Raw genomic sequence first — 15,734 nt, 5'->3', positions numbered from 1 at the left:
AGATCGTGTGGAGATCGCGTGGATCGGCTCTCCCTACCTTGGATACATGAGCTCGACGACCCCCCGCCACCGCGACGCGGCAGCGCCGACGAACCGCCGGCTGCTGTCGGCGCTCGTGGGCCTGGTGCTCATCGTCGCGGCCGTCGCCCTCACCGGGTCGTCGTCGGCCTCGTTCGTCGCGCGGACCGGAGCCACCGGCAGCGTCAGCGCGGCCGCCGACTGGGTCGCCCCCACCGTCGCGGTGACCGCCCCCGGCTCGCCGCTGAAGGGCACCGACACCATCACCGCCACGGCGTCCGACGCCGGCTCGGGCGTCGCGAGCGTCACCATCCAGCGCACCGCAGCCGGCACCTCCGACTGGACGAGCGTGTGCACCACCTCATCGTCGCCCTACACCTGCGACTGGGACACCACGCAGGTCACCGACGGCGCCTACGACCTGCGCGCGATCGCGGTCGACCGGGCCGCCAACTCCACCACGTCCGCGGTCGTCTCGGCCACCGTCGCCAACAACGTCACGGTGGTGCTGGCCCGGCCCGGCGACCTCCTGCGCGGCTCCGTCACCACCACGACCACCGTGAGCGGCGCCGCCGGCCTCACGCCGACGGTCCGCGTGGAGTACGCACCGACGGGCACCACGACCTGGACCACGCTGTGCACCGCGGCGGCCTCGCCCTTCACCTGCTCGGTCAACACCGCGACCCTCGCCAACGGCACCTACGACCTGCGCTCGGTCGCAGTCGCCGGCAGCACCACCTACACCTCGGCCGTCGTCAGCAAGGTCGTCATCGACAACCTCGCCCCCACCGTGACGATGACCGACCCGGGCACGCCGCTGAAGGGCACCAAGACGTTCACGGCCACCGCCAACGACACGCACTCGGGCATCGCCACGGTCGTCATCCAGTCGTCGACCGGCGGCAGCTGGAGCGACCTGTGCACCGTCACGACGGCGCCGTACTCCTGCTCGGTCGACACCGCGACGCTCCCCAACGGCACCTACTCCTTCCGCGCCGTCGCCACCGACAAGGCCGGCAACACCGCGACGTCGGCGACCGTCGCCAACCGCACCGTGCAGAACACGACGGCATCGGTGACGCTGACGCCGCCGAGCACGTACCTGCGCAACGGAACGGTGCTGGCAGCGACCGCGACCTCGACGGGCACGATCGCCTCGGTCAAGATCCAGCGCTCGGTCGCCGGTGCCAACAGCTGGGTCGACATCTGCACCGACACCTCCTCGCCGTACTCCTGCACGTTCGACACCACACAGGTCGCCGAGGGCACGTACGACCTGCGGGCCGTCGCGACCACCACCGACGGCATCGTCGCCACGTCGACGGTCGTCACCAACCGCATCGTCGACAAGACGCCCGGCAAGGGCGTCGACATCCAGACGACCAACGGCGGCATCGAGGGCAAGATCGACGCCGGCGACACGGTGGTCTACACGTTCAGCAAGCAGATGGACCTCAGCTCGATCTACAGCGGCTGGTCCGGCGCGGCGACGTCCGGCACGATGCGGGTGCGCGCGGTGTTCTTCGGCCCGGACACGCTCGACGTCACCGCCCCGACCGGTCTCCGTCTCGGCACCGTCGACCTCGGCGCCGACTACACCTTCCTGTTCGACGCCACGAGCGACGTGTCGATCACGGCCGCCACGGTCACGGTCGACGGCGTCCCCCGCACGGTCGTGACGATGAAGGTCCTGTCGGCCAGCGGCATCCAGAACTCCACGCCGGCCGCGATGGTGTGGCGTCCGGCCTCGACGATCGTCGACCTCGCCGGCAACCCGATCAGCACCGCGGCCGTCACCGAGTCCGGCCCCCTGGACGTGGACTTCTGATGGCCGGCCACCACGACCGCTGCCAGCGGCTCGCCACCATCGCGATGACCCTGCTGTCGCTGACGCTGCTCGCCCGGCTGGTCCTGGCCCACCACCGCTCGTACGTCGACGTCCTGCTGCTGACGGTGCTGGTGCTCGTGGCGGCGACGACCGTCAAGCTGCACCGCGACCACGACCTCGAGGCACGGATGAGCGCGCTGGCGCTGTCGCTGCTGTGCGCCGCCAGCGTGGTGCTGACGGCGCTGGCCGGCGTGCCGGGACAACCTCACCACCCCGTCGGGATCTCGGCGATCGTGACGCTCGCCCTGTCCTGCATCGTCATGGGTCTGCTCGCGGCCGACCGCCGTGATCGACCCGCCGACGCCGACCTCGGATCACCGTATGCTTCATGAGATGCCCCACCTCGTGCTGCTCGTCGAGGACGACGACCAGATCGCCGCGCCCCTCATCCGCACGCTGGAACGGGAGGACTACGTCGTCGAGCGGGTCGCTGCCGGGCTCCCGGCCGTCGATCGCGTCCAGACCGGCGGCGTCGACCTGGTGCTGCTCGACCTCGGCCTGCCCGACGTCGACGGCCTCGAGGTGTGTCGCCGCATCCGCGCCAACGGATACGTCGGCGGCGTGCTGATCCTCACCGCTCGCGGCGGAGAGCTCGACCGGGTCGTGGGGCTCGACGTCGGTGCCGACGACTACCTCGCCAAGCCCTTCGGCCTCGCCGAGCTGCTGGCACGCACGCGGGCCCTGCTGCGTCGCGCCACACCCGCCACCCCGGCCACCGATGCCGCCCCGGCCGCGGCGGCTCCGGCTCCGGCCGCTCCCGCCGCGGCACCGCCCGCCGACGGCCTCACGGTCGACACCGAGGCACGCCGCGTCTGGATCGGCACCGCCGAGCTCGTGCTGACCGCCAAGGAGTTCGACGTCCTGGCGCTGCTGCACTCCAGCGCCGGCGCGGTCTTCACGCGGGAGCGCGTCATGGACGACGTGTGGGACGAGAACTGGTTCGGCTCCACCAAGACGCTCGACACGACGATCGGGCGACTGCGCCAGAAGCTCGAGGACAGCGCCGCCCCCGTGCGGATCGTGACGGTCCGCGGCGTCGGGTTCAGGTTGGAGAGCGACACCACGGATGCGTGAACGTCTGGTCGTGACGCTGATGTCGGTGACGGTCGGCATCCTCGTGGTGTTCGGCGTCGTCCGCGCCTACTCGACCGCCGACCTCGTCCGCGAGCAGCAGCGCGGAAGCGTCGCGCAGTCGGCCGACGCCTCGGCCGTGGCGATCGGCGCCCGCCAGGACGGACCCGAACCCGTCAGCGGGGCCTTTCTCGCCGCGCTGGCCGGCGACGACCGTCGCGTCACCTTCGTCGACGCCGACGGCCGGCGCACGTCGGGAGGCGCCGCGTCGGTCACGGGCACCGAGGACGGCGACCTCCGCGCCAGCAGGAGCGTGCAGGGCGGCGGCCGCGTGACGGTGGCCGAGGCTGCGTCGGTGCAGTCCGACCGCGTGTCCGGGGCGCTGCTGCCGCTCGTGCTGCTGGCCTTGGCCCTCGCCGTCGTCGCGGCCGTCATCGGCTCGCTGCTCGCCCGGCGGCTCGCGCACCCGTTCCGTCGCCTCGCCGACGACGCCACCCGCATCGGCGACGGGCATTTCGACGTCGAGGTGCACCACTCGTCGATCAAGGAGGCCGAAGAGCTCGGCAACGCCCTGCGTCGAGCGGCCTCGCAGCTCGGCAGCCTCGTCGAGCGCGAGCGCGAGCTGGCCGTCGTCGCCTCGCACGAGCTGCGCACCCCCATCACCGCGCTGCGCCTGTCGCTCGAGGACCTCACCCTGTGGCCACAGACGCCGCCCGACGTCGCCGCCGAGCTGCAGCACAGCCTGACCGAGGTCGATCGGCTGAGCGGTGTCATCAGCTCGCTGCTCGAGCAGGGCGCGCGTGGTCACCTCGGCAACGTCACGCAGACCGATGTCGGCGAGCTCGTCGGCGATGCCGCCTCCCGGTGGTCCGATCGAGGGGCTGCGCTGGGACGCTCCGTCGTGGCCGGCGGGTCAGACGCCATCGCGCTGCCGCTGCACCGGGCGTCGGTCGACCAGATCCTCGACGTCCTGGTCGAACGCGCCCTGCAGCACGGCGAGGGCACCGTCACGATCGACGCCGCCAGGTTCAGCACGCATGCACGCATCCGGGTCGCCGACGAGAGCGACCGCACCCTCGCGACCGGCATCGTGCGCGCCGACGCGGGTCAGCAGCTCACCTCCGCGGCCAACCAGGCCGAGTCGATCGGTGGCTTCGTCGGTGTCGAGGACATCGCGCACACGGTGCTGGTGCTGGCCCTGCCGTGGCCGCGCCGCCGCGTCGAGAGCTGAGCCACGCCGCCGATCAGCCGGTGGGGGCGCTCAGCTCGAGGGCGATGTTGTCGGGATCGCGGAACTCCAGGATCGCCGTGCCCGCCTCGCCGAGGTCCTTGATGCCCTCGTGCGCGATGCCGAGGTCGTCGAGCACCGTCACGGCGTGCTCCAGGGCCGCGACGTCGGCGACCGAGAAGCTGACGTGGTCGAGGCCCGTGCGGTCCTCGTCGAAGTGGTCGCCGCCGGGCGCGACCGGACGCAGGCCGAGCAGGCCGCCGCCGAAGCTGTAGATGACGCCGCCGAACAGGAAGGCGAGCGCATCCTTCGTGGCCTCGTCGGGGTTCGGCGGCAGCTCGAAGGCCACGTCGAAGTCGAACACGGAGTCGTAGAAGGCGCGCGAGACCTCGATGTCGCGGACGGTCAGACGGACGTGGTTGTAGTCGTTCACGGCGACGGGCATGACGCTCCTGGTGCTGGATGTGAGGGACCCGTCCACCGTCGCACGCGGCCAGCGACTCCGCCCGGTCAGTTCGTGAACAGCGCGTGCACTCCCCCGAGGCAGCACCGGGGTCTCCGGACCGCTCTGCGATACTCGCTGGAGGGCACGGTGGAGGTTCTCCGGATCACCGCCGTCACGCCCGGGCCTCTGGGACATGGGGACAATTGTTCTAACCTGCAGTAACGCGATCTAACCACTGGCATTGCAGTGCGTACCGGGAACGGCTGTCCCGGCCTCTACAGAACGCCGCGAGGCGCAAGCCCGGGAACGTGATGGCGCGGAGCCTGGAACGGGCGTATCCCAGACTCCGGCACCTTCCCGCGAGCGGGCCGTTGCAGGCGCCCCTTGTGCCCACTACTCAGTTCACGCGATCGGTCGACCGACGGGAGATGGTCTGTCGTGACGCCGCCTCCTCGGCCGCTCATGGCTTACCGCCCCCAGGGCCGCCGCCGAGGCCACGCCCGGACGAGCCGAGTTCGAGAAGAAATCTGGACAAGGGGCGCCCACTAGCTCGCAGTGCTCACCAAATTGTTCCCGAGCTCGACATTGTCGTCGTCGAGCAGCAGACCCAGCCGTCGCCAGACCATGTGTTCTACCTGACCTGTTACCCGGGTGAACGCCACTTCGAGTACCGCACGACCGAGTTCGAGGCCAGCCGCCGAACGATGCGACTCCGTCCGTGTCAACAGAGTCAAACCCTTGCGTGCGCAGAAGCGCGGCGATCGCGTCGGGCCCCGCGCGTCGGCACACAGAGAGTCACGACTACCTGCTGACGGGTCCGACGACGTTCTACGAGACGACGTAGATTACGGCTTCCTGGCCGACACGTAGGCCGGACGGTCAGCACTACGCCGTGAAGCGCTCCTTCAGCCATCGACCGATCTGCTGAGCGGCGAGCTCGGTCCCGGTGGGCTCGCCCGGCGCGACAGCCCCCCCGAAGTGGGTGCCAGCGACCCGGACGTGCTTCTTGTCCAGCGCGGGCAGCGCGGCGTACATCTGTCGGGCGTCAGCCGGAAAGCAGGCCTGATCGCCCGTCAGCTCGATCAGTAGCGTCGGAGACGCGACCGCGCTGACGTTCTTCACGAAGTTGGCCCGCGATGTCGTGGCCGACCACGTCGACATCCACGCCGAGGGGGTCGTGATGCGGCAGAACCCCGCGAAGCCGTGGTTGCCGAGATCGGGCCGCCGCCCGAACAGCGACCCGTAGGGACGACGATTCGGGTCGATGGTCAAGTCCAGGGAGCGCAGGTCGGCATCTGTGCGGTGCACGATCATGATGTCCGGGGTGAGCGCCCGCCGTCTGTGGGCCTCATTGCCCGTCTCGGCAGCGAGATCCTGATGATGGCGGGTAGCCTCGACGGACTCGGCCGCCAACCGGTCCAGGCGGTGGACACGAGCCTTCTGCGCCGCGCGGTACCGCTCGACGAACTCCGGTGCGTACGACGAGGAGTCGGGCGCAGGGCGGAACCCGTTGGCGGGGTCGAAGGCGTCAAGGGATGGGTCGACCGAGGTCGGATCGGACTCGTCCGTGATTGACGGGTCGATGACGCGCTGCAGCAGGACGCCCTGCCCAGGGTGCGGGGCCATGAAGATCGACCCGTCCGGCATCGGCATCCGCGCGGCGGCCAGGTCGACCGGCGTGCCGTCGGGCGCCGATGTCAGCCGCTCGCCCGCGTGCAGGCCCGCCTGCTCCTGGTAGAAGGCGAAGAGCGTCGCGCCACCGGAGTGCCCCAGAGCCACCCTGGACTCGAAGTCCTGTTCCTCCAGGAACGTCTGCCCCGCGGCCACGTCGAGCACAGCTTGTTCGTGTAGCAGCCGCATGTCGTTGTTCATCGACCGAGTCCCCTGGGTCCACACCGCGAAACCCTGATCGAGGAGCTGGGAGACCTGCGGGTGGTGCGTCACGTCCTCGCGTGGGTGCATGATGCTCACGACGGTGCCTGCACCGCCGGCGGGCGTCCGAAGCAGCCCGCTGACGAACGCCCCGTCCTGAGTGCGCAGCCGCACCGCAGCGGTCGCCTCTCCGCTCACGACTGGATCTCGAAACGGAGGGAGTTCTTGTCCCACCCCGCGATCCGGAAGCCTCGGATGCCGGCGACACAGCTGTACCAGACAGCGTGTCGGGCCCCCGTGGCCCGGCGGTCGATCTCGAAGGGCTCCGCGGCGCTGATCTCGAAGTAGGGCCCGTTCTTGGTCACGTGCACCTGCTGCGAGCGCTCGGCGACCTCGACGACAGGACGGTTCTCGGGCACGTCGAGGAAGTACACCGAGGCCATCAGCTGGTGGCCTCGGGCTGGGCGAGCAGGGTGTCCCAGTCGTCCGAACGCTCGACGATCAACTCGGCCTTGCGGTTGAGAAGAGCGTGAATGCTCGCATCGCCGCGGCTCACCACATCGACCAGTGCGTCGATCGTGAGATTCGCGTCGACGTCTTCCTGGGGGGTGACCGGTCGCAGGGCACGGGTGATCTCGACGATGTAGCCGTTGGGGTCATGCGTGTAGATCGACTCGATCGTCTCGTGCTGCACGCGCATCTCCGTGGCCCACTCGCTGTCGTCAAGGCGCCGCTGGTACTCGTTCAGCGAGTCTTCCGACTCCACGCTCAAGGCGAGGTGACGCGAACCGAGGAAGAACTCCGGCACGTCGTCGTCGAACTGTGCATAGGCGTCCCCGCGACCGCCGGGCAAGGGCTCCAGCCCGAAGTAGTAGAAGAAGGCGATCCGGTCGCCGTTGCCGATGTCGAAGAAGAAGTGGATGAAGTCCGGGTGCTTCTCCGGCCCCCAGCCTGCGGCGCAGATCGAGTGGACCACCGGGAAGCCGAGGACGTCCCGGTAGAACCTGACCGTGCCGACGGGATCGAAGGTCGGAAACGCCGCGTGGTCGACGCCGCGGACGAGATGCTTGTCGTGCAGAGCGTTCATCGGACTACCCCCAGGTTGATGCTGTCGTGTGCAGTGGCTGCACTGTCGTAGAGATCGGTGCCGGACATGAGGAGCGAGCCGGCGTTCGCGACGGCCGCCGGGAGGTTGAGAGCCCTCAGGATGCTGAAGGCTCCGGCCGTCGCGGCGCTGATGACCGGCAGTCCCAGCTCTTGCTCCGCATCGGCGATGAGCGACAGCGACGGCATCTGCACACAGGCCGACAGCACGACGGCGTCCACTCCGGTGAGGTCGAGCTCACGCGCCGCCGCCATGACGCGAGAACCCTCGATGCACCCGACAGCATGGTTGTCCTCGACCTCGAGCGCGCGGTAGTCCGCCACCTCGAAGCCCTCGTGCTCGATGTAGTCCACGACCTTGCGGGCCAGTGGCGCCATGTAGGGAGTGACCAGTGCGACCCGGCGGACTGACAGCGCCTCCAGCGCCTCCAGGAGTGCGCCGGCGCTCGAGCGCACCAGGGTCGGGGACTGCCCGGTGGCCAGCTGCTCGGCGACCAGCGACTCGACACGCTGGTGCTCCTCGTGCTCTCCGGCCATCAGTGCGACCAGGCAGGCATAGAGCAGGACGTCCGGCCCCGCGTCGGCAACTTCCATGACGCACCGTTCGCGCTGGACGTTCATGGCGGCCAGTCCCGCCGGCGTCACCGCCGTCATCCGCATGCGCGACGAGTGGAAGCTGACGTCGAGCCCCTCCTGCCTGCGCAGGAGCTGCGGGAGCTCGGTCTCCACCGTCACGTTCGAGCTAGGGACTATCAGTCCCACTCGCCTGAGTGTCATGTTTCTCCTTGGTGTCTTACCGCGACAATACCTATCCTTGTCGCCTGAGTCAAAGGTTCAACACTATCGTCAACAACTAACACGGCGACGCCCCCTCGTCACCGAGTCGCCGCGCGATGTAGGACTCGACACCGATGGTCATCATCACGTGGTCTCCGTGCCACACCGTGCCCGTCTTGCGCATCAACGATCGCGACGGCGAGTCCGGCTCCACCGAGTCCACCCACACGGTGGCGCGCACCGTCGTGTCAGGCCTCAACGGACGGGTCATCCGCACGTCGTTGATGGCGCGGCCGGCGATGATGGCCCAGTGACGATAAAGACGCGTCACTGCCAGACGCTGGAAGATCGCCATGGTGTGCAGACCACTGCCGATCAGGTCCCCGAACACCGTGCCGCGTGCGAACTCCTCGTCGACATGGAAAGGCTGGGGATCCCACTGCCGCGCGAACGCGATGATCTCGCCTCGCGTGACGCGGTGCTCCCCAAGCTCGATCTCAGTGCGGACCGGGACGTCCTCGGCGTACACCCGCTCGTACGTCATGGTGTCTCAGGCCGGCAACGCGCCGACGACGCGTTGCCGAAGACCCTTCTTGTCGATCTTGCCGACCTGCGTCCGCGGCAGTTGATCGATCAGCTCCACCCGCTCGGGCCACTTGTACTTGGCCACGCCGAGGGCCTCGAGGTGCTCCTGAAGGTCGGGTACGTCCAACCGCGGTCCCGTCGTGACGAGATAGGCGCACACTCGTTCGCCGAGCACCTTGTCGGGCATGGCGACCACGGCCGCGTCCTGCACCTGGGGGTGCCGGCGCAGAAGACCCTCGAGCTCCTCGGCGTTGATCTTCTCACCGCCCCGGTTGATGAGGTCCTTCAGCCGGCCCTCGATCGAGATGAAGCGCTGGCCGTCGTGCACCGTCACCCGGGCGAGGTCACCTGTCCGAAAGAACCCGTCCGCCGTGAAGGCCGACGCGTTGTGCTCTCCGGAGCTGAAGTAGCCAGGAATCGTGTACCACCCGCGGCACGCGAGCTCTCCGACCTCGCCGTCGCTCACCTCCTGCTCACCGCCCGGCTCGAGGATGCGGACCTCGTCGTCAGCGGCCAGTGGCGGGCCGACCGTGGTGCTCCGCAGCTCGCGAGGAGCGTCGAAGGGCGTGAGGGTGAACATCCCCTCCCCCATCCCGAACGTCTGAAGCGCACGCGCACCCAGCCCCTCGACCCGAGCGAACACCTCCTCCGGAACCTTGGCGCCGGACAGGACCACGGTCCGCAGCGCCGCCGCAGCGGGCTCGTACTCCTCCGACTGGATCCAGTTGAACATCCCGTGGCCGAAGATCGTGTCGTCCACACCGTGTTCAGCCATCATCCGCAGAGCGGTGGACCGCTCGGTCGGTGGCAGCACGATGCACCCACCGACCGAGTGCGTGCCGTGCAGGCCGCACGTGATGCCGGCGTTGTGGATGAGCGGCGCGGCATGGCATGTCACGCTCTCCTCGGTCCGGGACAGTGCGGTCGCCCACGCGAGGCCGTTGTTCCAGTACTCACCATGAAGGCGCGGAATGACCTTCGGCACCCCCGTGGTCCCGCCAGACAGCTGGTAGACGGCGACGTCCTCGGGCCCAAGCCCTGCCTGCGCGGCGTCGACCACCCGGCGTGCCCCTTGCCGGTCGACGTCGGCGCCGAGCGTCTCGATCGCTTCGACGTCGATGGCCTCGGGGTCGCGCACGCTGCCGACGGTGAAGAGCAGCCGCAGCGTCCCGCTCTGGGCGGCTTGCTCACGGGCGAAGGCGACCATGTCGAAACGGTCCGGCGTCGAGTCATCGACGATGTGCGCGACGGCCCCGACCAAGTTCGAGATGTGCCCGATCTCGTGCGCACGGTGTCCCGCCAACGTGGCAACCGGAATTCCACCCGCCTTGAGGACCGCGTACCAGGCCACGACACTGGTGATGCTGTTGCCGATCTGGAACAGCACGGGATCGCCCGGCTCGAGGCCGCCCATCGCGAACGCTGCCGCCACCTGGTCGCTCCGCAGATCGAGCTCGCGATAGGTAACCGACCCCTTCTCGTCGATGACGGCGGTGCGGGGGCCGAACCGCTCCGCCACCGCTCGGAAGCTCTGGGCCAGCGGAATCTCGTCCCACACACCGCTGGACAGGTACCGTTCGACACGAGCAGGGGGATACGGGACGACTCGCGGATCCACACGACGTGTCATGTCTGGACATCCTTCACGATCGGGAGACAGTCGCCTGTAACGCAGGCGATGATTATTCAACGCAGACGTAGATAGTACGTGATCCACATGACCCTGTCCAGCCGTGACACCGCGGGACCTCGTCACCGTAGGGTGACCCCATGGCATCCGACTCTCAGCGCCCGAAGACGCCGAGCACGCCACGGGCGGCTCAGCCAACAGCCGCAGCCGCGACTCCTCGCAAGCAGCTGATGGAGAACGAAGTGCTCGAGCACGCGACTCGACTGTTCGCCGAACGCGGGTTCTCCGGCACGAGTCTCCAAGACATCGCCACGTCGATGGGGCTCAAGCGCCCCGCGCTCTACTACTACTTCAAGAGCAAGGACGAGCTCCTCGACCGCCTCATCGTCGAGGGCGTGAACGGACCGGCCCACGAGCTCGCGGCCATTGCGAAGCGCAGTGACCTGGGTCCTGCCGAGCGGTTGCATGCCATCACGCGACAGAACGTGAAGTGGGTCCTGACGCACACCGACTTGTTCCTCCTCCTGGTCAAGTCCGAGTCAGAGCTGTCGCCTGCCAGCGCCAAGAAGTTCAACGCCGGGCGACGCGATGCCGCCGACATGGTCGCGGCAGTCATCGAGGAAGGCGTCGCAGCGGGCGAGCTGCGTCCTGTCAATACTCGGGTCGCGGCCCTCAGCGTCTTCGGCATCTCGAACTGGACCGCCTGGTGGTTCCAGCCCGGCGGCGACTCGATCGACTCGGTCGCCGACCAGGTCGCCGACATGGCGTTGGCAAGCCTGCAGCAGTCCGATCTGGCGGAACGACAGGCCATGAGTCCCCGACGCGCCATCGCCGCCCTTCGGCAGGATCTCGACCGACTCGAACAGACCCTGGGGCAGGACCGCTCGTCCTGACCGCGGGTCTCTTCGGGTCCTAGCGCATGACGGTTCCACCGTCGACGACGAGGACCTGCCCGGTCAACGCCTCCGCGGCGTCGGATGCCAAGAACGCCACGGTGTTCGCGGTGTCCTCAGGCACCAGCCTCCGCTTGACCGCCTGGGTCGCGATGACCGCGTCGAGCGCCCCCTCCTGGATCACCGCACGCGCCGCTGGGCTGTCGGTCAGGCCGGGCGCCACGGCCGACACGGCGATGCCGTCGCCGCCGTACGTCGCCGCAAGGCTCCTCATGGCGCCCAGCAGGGCAGCCTTGCTCGTGACGTAGGGCAGGAAGTCCGCGGTCGGAGGCACCCACTGACCATCGGAGGAGATGAAGACGATCCGTCCGAAGCCGTTCTCCACCATGCCCGGGACGAACGCTTGCGCCAACAGGAGGCCCGCCTCGACGTTCACGGCCATGAGGGCACGCCAGCGGCTCAGGTCGAGCTCCTCCAACGTCATCGAGTCCAGGTAACCCGCACAGTTGACCAGGACGTCGCAGCGTCCGTGTCGCTCGAGCACCGTCGCCGCAGCCTCTCGGGTCGACGACTCCGACGACAGGTCGCACACGACGTCGCCACCCGCTCGGTCAAGAACGACGGTGCGGTGCCCTGACGCCTTGAGGCCGGCCACGATGGCCGACCCGATCACGCCGGCGCCACCTGTCACGACCGCGATCCGCTGCTCATCTGCCATGGGAATCTCCTCTTCGATCCGAGCAAGCGCCGCCAGGCGCGACGCCGCTCATCCTTGTCATCGTTAGCGTTGATCTTTCAACGCTAGTGTCTATAGTGTCTCACGTCACGGTGCACGAGCGCCATGACCGTCTACTAGGCAAGGAGCATCGACGATGGGACGTCTCGACGGGAAAGTCGCATTCATCACGGGAGCAGGGCGCGGTCAGGGCCGCGCTCATGCACTTCGGCTGGCCGAGGAGGGGGCGGACATCATCGCCCTCGACATCTTGGAGGATATCCCTGGTCTCGCCTACCCGATGGCCACGATGGCGGACCGTGACGAGACGGTTGCGAAGATCGAGGCGATGGGGCGCCGGATCGTCTTCGAGAAGGCTGACGTGCGTGATCTCGACCGACTGCACGAGGTCGCCGCGCAAGGAGTCGCCGAGCTCGGCAGCATCGACATCGTGCTGGCCAACGCAGGCGCCGGGTCGCCCGGGGTCTCGTACGAGATGAGCGAGGACAGCTTCACCGACACGATCGACCGGTTCCTGACCAGCACCTGGCGCACGATCCGAGCGGTCGCTCCGCTCATGATCGAGGCCGGTCGCGGCGGCTCGATCATCCTGACGTCCTCGACGTCGGGACTCGTCGGCGTGCCCGGCATGGCTCACTACGTGGCCGCGAAGCATGGCGTCACAGGTCTGATGAAGGCGTGTGCCATCGACCTCGGTCCGTTCGACATCCGGGTCAACGCCATTGCCTCGACCACCGTCAACACCCCGATGATCCAGAACCCTGCGATCCGCGCAGCCTGGACGGGCGACCCCGACTCGACCGACGAACAGGTCGTCGAAGTCATGTCGGCGATGCACATCCTGGACGTGCCCTGGGTCGAGCCTGTGGACATCAGCCACGCCGTCCTGTGGCTGGCTTCCGACGAGGCGCGCTTCATCACCGGCGCGACGATCCCGGTGGACGCCGGTGCCCTCGCTCCCTTCACGATCCCGCACGGTGCCCGATGAGCGGCAACGGGCGACTCGACGGGAAGGTCGCCATCGTGACCGGCGCCGCCAGCGGGATGGGCGCCGCCGAGGCCAGGTTGTTCGTCGACGAGGGGGCGCACGTCGTGCTCACGGACCTCGACGACGAGCGTGGCGTGGCGCTGGCCGAGACTCTCGGGGACCGAGCTGAGTACCGGCACCACGACGTCGGCGACGAGACGCACTGGGCCGAGCTGGTCCGGCACGTCGACTCGACCCATGGCCGCGTGGACGTGCTCGTCAACAATGCGGGAGTAGCCCGGGCGGGCGCCATCGACGAGTTCTCCTGGGACGACTTCGACCTCTCGGTCCGGGTCAACCAGCGAGGCCCGCTGCTGGGCATGCGCGCCGTCATCGAGCCGATGCGGCGTTCCGGACGCGGAAGCATCGTCAACATCGCGTCCGGCGCGGCCCTGCAGGGCGAGCGGGGGCTGATCGTCTACTCAGGCACCAAGTTCGCTCTTCGCGGGATGACGCAGGTGGCGGCGGCCGAGCTGGCATCCGATGGGATCCGGGTCAACGTGGTGCACCCGGGGTGCATCGACACCCCCATGCACCAGCAGAACCCGCCGGAGCACCAAGCGACCCTAATCGGGCGCATCCCTCTCAAGCGGTTCGGGGATCCGGCCGAGGTTGCGACGATGGTGTTGTTCCTGGCGTCTGACGAGTCGTCGTACATCACGGGCACCGACTTCGCGGTCGACGGCGGAATCCTGCTCTAACGAGCACCGCGCTCCACCTCACGGCGCAAGCAGACGCCCGACCGGGCATCCCGGTCGGGCGTCCGCTCGTTGTCGTGCGGCAGCTAGGAGACGACGTGTCCCCCGTAGCTGGCCTCGGCCAGCACGTCGGCGTTCAGCTGGTCCTCTGCTCCGAACTCGGCCACGACGCGGCCGTGCGACATGACCAGCACCCGGTGCGACTGTGCGGCGACCTCCTCGAAGTCGGTGCTGACGAGGACGACAGCCGTCCCCGCACGCGCTGCCTGGTGCATCAGCCTGTACAGGACGGCTCGAGAACCGATGTCGACGCCGGCTGTCGGGTCCTCCAGGATCGCGACGTCAGGCCGGTCGGCCAGGGCGCGAGCGAAGATGACCTTCTGCTGGTTACCGCCGCTGAGCTCCGACACGACGCGATCGGGACGATCCCGAGGCGTGACGGCGAAGACCTCGCTGATCTCGGCCACCGCCGCCGTCTCCCGACGAGGACGGAGGAAGCCGGCCTTCGTCCAGGCTCCGAAGGCTCGCCGGGTCGGCAGCAGGTTCTCGCGGATGCCGAGTCCCGTGATGATCCCCTCGCGCTGACGGTCGCCTGGCACGACGGCGACCCGTCTCTTGATCAGGCTCTCCGGCCGACCGAGTGTCAAGGGACGACCTTTCAGCATCGCCGCCCCGCCTGTCGGCCGGTGGTTGCCGGCCAGCACCTGGGCCAGCTCTCGCGTGCCGCTGCCCACGAGACCACACACACCCAGAACCTCCCCGGCCCTCACCTCGAACGAGATCGGCATCGGCAGGTCGGCTGTGGTCAGCTCGTCGACCACGAAGTGAGCCGCGTCAGCTGCCGAAGAGCCCGCTACCTGGGGCAACGGCTGCGCGAGCACCGCCTCGGGCTCCGATCCGACGATGTGGCGGACCAGCTCGGTGTGGGTCAGCTCCGCAACCTGCGCCGTCACGGAACGCACGCCATCGCGCAGGACAGTGACCCGGTCGACCAGGCTCTCCAGCTCGTCGAGTCGGTGAGTGACGTAGATGAAGGCGACCCCGGTCCGCCGCATCGACCGCAACGATGTGGCGAGCCGTTGCATCTCCGGGGCCGGCAGGCTCGCGCTCACCTCGTCGAGGACCACGATCTTCGGCTCGAGCGCGAGCGCCCGGGCGAGTGCGCACAGGACCTGTTCGTCACGCGACAGAGAGTTGACCAACCTGTCCGGCGAGAAGGTCGCACCGACGGTCTCGAGCGCTCGAGCCACCCGCCGGGACGTGTCACGCACGCTGATGAGACCGAACGTCTTCTCGAACCCGATCTGGAGTCCGACATTGTCGGCGACGCTGATGTCCTCCACCAGACCGAGGTCCTGGTGCACGAAGGCGATCCCGACATCCTTCGCCGCTCCGGGGTCGTGCCCCGGCTCCAGCTCGTCGCCGTGCACCAGGATGCGACCGGAGTCCTGATGGTGGATGCCTGCCAGGATCTTGATGAGGGTCGACTTGCCCGCTCCGTTGGCTCCGAGCAGAGCATGGATCTCGCCGGGCATCACGTCGAACGAGACACCACGAAGGACGCGCGCCGATCCGAAGCTCTTGGTCAGATCGACGAAGCTCAGGGCCGGCGCCTCGCCGCTCGGACTGCCCTCTTTGTTCACCACAGACATGTCTGCCGCCATTCTCGACGCTGATGGAAGCGTCGTCTCGTGCTCGAGCGGCGCCGGTCGGAGCCGGCCGCTGGAGACGTCGGATGCTCGCCCACGCTGGGCGGGCGGGC

16 protein-coding genes are annotated in these 15,734 nt (G+C 68.7%); 7 read left to right on the top strand and 9 right to left on the bottom strand.

Annotated features, from left to right (window positions below; translation table 11 throughout):
- The first annotated feature begins 46 nt into the window (after positions 1-46).
- Genes DX116_RS09320 through DX116_RS09305 form a run of 4 tightly spaced genes read left to right on the top strand, consistent with a single transcriptional unit; the run spans position 47 to position 4,208 of the window.
- Positions 47-1,846, top strand: coding sequence for an Ig-like domain-containing protein (locus tag DX116_RS09320; RefSeq protein WP_158591958.1), 1,800 nt, complete (start codon positions 47-49; stop codon positions 1,844-1,846).
- Positions 1,846-2,238, top strand: a complete 393-nt coding sequence (locus DX116_RS09315) for a hypothetical protein (protein WP_119703820.1) — start codon at positions 1,846-1,848, stop codon at positions 2,236-2,238. Before DX116_RS09320 ends, DX116_RS09315 begins: the two co-directional genes overlap by 1 nt.
- Before the next feature lies 1 nt (position 2,239).
- Positions 2,240-2,980, top strand: a complete 741-nt coding sequence (locus DX116_RS09310; RefSeq protein WP_119703819.1) for a response regulator transcription factor — start codon at positions 2,240-2,242, stop codon at positions 2,978-2,980.
- Positions 2,973-4,208 carry a sensor histidine kinase gene (locus DX116_RS09305; RefSeq protein WP_119703818.1) on the top strand — a complete coding sequence of 412 codons (1,236 nt, stop codon included), beginning with the start codon at positions 2,973-2,975 and terminating at the stop codon, positions 4,206-4,208. Before DX116_RS09310 ends, DX116_RS09305 begins: the two co-directional genes overlap by 8 nt.
- 13 nt (positions 4,209-4,221) lie before the next feature.
- Here DX116_RS09305 and DX116_RS09300 read toward each other — a convergent pair whose 3' ends face one another.
- The 7 genes from DX116_RS09300 to DX116_RS09270 all read right to left on the bottom strand — a co-directional run bounded on the left by DX116_RS09300 (position 4,222) and on the right by DX116_RS09270 (position 10,507).
- Positions 4,222-4,650 carry a VOC family protein gene (locus tag DX116_RS09300; RefSeq protein ID WP_119703817.1) on the bottom strand — a complete coding sequence of 143 codons (429 nt, stop codon included), beginning with the start codon at positions 4,648-4,650 and terminating at the stop codon, positions 4,222-4,224.
- Between the two features lie 885 nt (positions 4,651-5,535).
- On the bottom strand, positions 5,536-6,621 hold the full coding sequence (locus DX116_RS09295; protein ID WP_147393638.1) for an alpha/beta hydrolase: 1,086 nt from the start codon (positions 6,619-6,621) through the stop codon (positions 5,536-5,538).
- Positions 6,622-6,716: 95 nt separating this feature from the next.
- Complete coding sequence (locus DX116_RS09290; protein ID WP_119703815.1) at positions 6,717-6,965, bottom strand: thioredoxin domain-containing protein; 249 nt, start codon at positions 6,963-6,965, stop codon at positions 6,717-6,719.
- Positions 6,965-7,609 carry a VOC family protein gene (locus DX116_RS09285; RefSeq protein WP_119703814.1) on the bottom strand — a complete coding sequence of 215 codons (645 nt, stop codon included), beginning with the start codon at positions 7,607-7,609 and terminating at the stop codon, positions 6,965-6,967. Before DX116_RS09285 ends, DX116_RS09290 begins: the two co-directional genes overlap by 1 nt.
- The gene (locus DX116_RS09280; protein WP_119703813.1) at positions 7,606-8,403 is read right to left on the bottom strand and encodes a maleate cis-trans isomerase family protein; all 798 of its coding nucleotides are present in this window, start codon (positions 8,401-8,403) and stop codon (positions 7,606-7,608) included. Before DX116_RS09280 ends, DX116_RS09285 begins: the two co-directional genes overlap by 4 nt.
- A 76-nt stretch (positions 8,404-8,479) precedes the next feature.
- A complete protein-coding gene (locus DX116_RS09275; RefSeq protein WP_119703812.1) occupies positions 8,480-8,947 on the bottom strand; it encodes a MaoC/PaaZ C-terminal domain-containing protein in 468 nt (155 codons plus the stop codon).
- A 6-nt stretch (positions 8,948-8,953) separates the two neighbouring features.
- Positions 8,954-10,507, bottom strand: coding sequence for an AMP-binding protein (locus DX116_RS09270; RefSeq protein WP_233556613.1), 1,554 nt, complete (start codon positions 10,505-10,507; stop codon positions 8,954-8,956).
- Between the two features lie 251 nt (positions 10,508-10,758).
- Between DX116_RS09270 and DX116_RS09265 the strand changes: the two genes are divergently transcribed.
- Positions 10,759-11,511, top strand: coding sequence for a TetR/AcrR family transcriptional regulator (locus DX116_RS09265; protein WP_119703810.1), 753 nt, complete (start codon positions 10,759-10,761; stop codon positions 11,509-11,511).
- 19 nt (positions 11,512-11,530) lie between these two features.
- Here the strand turns inward: DX116_RS09265 and DX116_RS09260 are convergent, their stop codons facing one another.
- On the bottom strand, positions 11,531-12,229 hold the full coding sequence (locus DX116_RS09260; RefSeq protein ID WP_119703809.1) for an SDR family NAD(P)-dependent oxidoreductase: 699 nt from the start codon (positions 12,227-12,229) through the stop codon (positions 11,531-11,533).
- A 154-nt stretch (positions 12,230-12,383) separates the two neighbouring features.
- On the opposite strand from DX116_RS09260, the gene DX116_RS09255 reads away from it, so the two are divergent.
- Positions 12,384-13,235: a mycofactocin-coupled SDR family oxidoreductase gene (locus DX116_RS09255; protein ID WP_119703808.1), complete on the top strand. Its 852-nt coding sequence runs from the start codon at positions 12,384-12,386 to the stop codon at positions 13,233-13,235.
- On the top strand, positions 13,232-13,975 hold the full coding sequence (locus DX116_RS09250) for an SDR family NAD(P)-dependent oxidoreductase (RefSeq protein WP_119703807.1): 744 nt from the start codon (positions 13,232-13,234) through the stop codon (positions 13,973-13,975). The genes DX116_RS09255 and DX116_RS09250 overlap by 4 nt, the downstream gene beginning before the upstream one ends.
- 83 nt (positions 13,976-14,058) lie before the next feature.
- Here DX116_RS09250 and DX116_RS09245 read toward each other — a convergent pair whose 3' ends face one another.
- Positions 14,059-15,624, bottom strand: coding sequence for a sugar ABC transporter ATP-binding protein (locus tag DX116_RS09245; protein ID WP_158591957.1), 1,566 nt, complete (start codon positions 15,622-15,624; stop codon positions 14,059-14,061).
- Positions 15,625-15,734: the final 110 nt, after the last annotated feature.

The sequence above is a fragment of the Aeromicrobium endophyticum genome, assembly GCF_003586285.1.
Classification (GTDB): Bacteria; Actinomycetota; Actinomycetes; order Propionibacteriales; family Nocardioidaceae; genus Aeromicrobium; species Aeromicrobium endophyticum.
Note: the sequence above shows the minus strand (reverse complement) of the source record. Positions and strands in the feature narration are given on the sequence as shown.

Excerpts from the sequence above, each read along its gene's own strand:
- DX116_RS09265 (WP_119703810.1), top strand. The coding sequence starts at position 10,759 with ATGGCATCCGACTCTCAGCGCCCGAAGACGCCGAGCACGCCACGGGCG.
- DX116_RS09275 (WP_119703812.1), bottom strand. The coding sequence starts at position 8,947 with ATGACGTACGAGCGGGTGTACGCCGAGGACGTCCCGGTCCGCACTGAG.
- DX116_RS09245 (WP_158591957.1), bottom strand. The coding sequence starts at position 15,624 with ATGTCTGTGGTGAACAAAGAGGGCAGTCCGAGCGGCGAGGCGCCGGCC.
- DX116_RS09300 (WP_119703817.1), bottom strand. The coding sequence starts at position 4,650 with ATGCCCGTCGCCGTGAACGACTACAACCACGTCCGTCTGACCGTCCGC.
- DX116_RS09280 (WP_119703813.1), bottom strand. The coding sequence starts at position 8,403 with ATGACACTCAGGCGAGTGGGACTGATAGTCCCTAGCTCGAACGTGACG.
- DX116_RS09315 (WP_119703820.1), top strand. The coding sequence starts at position 1,846 with ATGGCCGGCCACCACGACCGCTGCCAGCGGCTCGCCACCATCGCGATG.
- DX116_RS09285 (WP_119703814.1), bottom strand. The coding sequence starts at position 7,609 with ATGAACGCTCTGCACGACAAGCATCTCGTCCGCGGCGTCGACCACGCG.
- DX116_RS09305 (WP_119703818.1), top strand. The coding sequence starts at position 2,973 with ATGCGTGAACGTCTGGTCGTGACGCTGATGTCGGTGACGGTCGGCATC.
- DX116_RS09250 (WP_119703807.1), top strand. The coding sequence starts at position 13,232 with ATGAGCGGCAACGGGCGACTCGACGGGAAGGTCGCCATCGTGACCGGC.
- DX116_RS09260 (WP_119703809.1), bottom strand. The coding sequence starts at position 12,229 with ATGGCAGATGAGCAGCGGATCGCGGTCGTGACAGGTGGCGCCGGCGTG.
- DX116_RS09290 (WP_119703815.1), bottom strand. The coding sequence starts at position 6,965 with ATGGCCTCGGTGTACTTCCTCGACGTGCCCGAGAACCGTCCTGTCGTC.
- DX116_RS09310 (WP_119703819.1), top strand. The coding sequence starts at position 2,240 with ATGCCCCACCTCGTGCTGCTCGTCGAGGACGACGACCAGATCGCCGCG.
- DX116_RS09255 (WP_119703808.1), top strand. The coding sequence starts at position 12,384 with ATGGGACGTCTCGACGGGAAAGTCGCATTCATCACGGGAGCAGGGCGC.
- DX116_RS09320 (WP_158591958.1), top strand. The coding sequence starts at position 47 with ATGAGCTCGACGACCCCCCGCCACCGCGACGCGGCAGCGCCGACGAAC.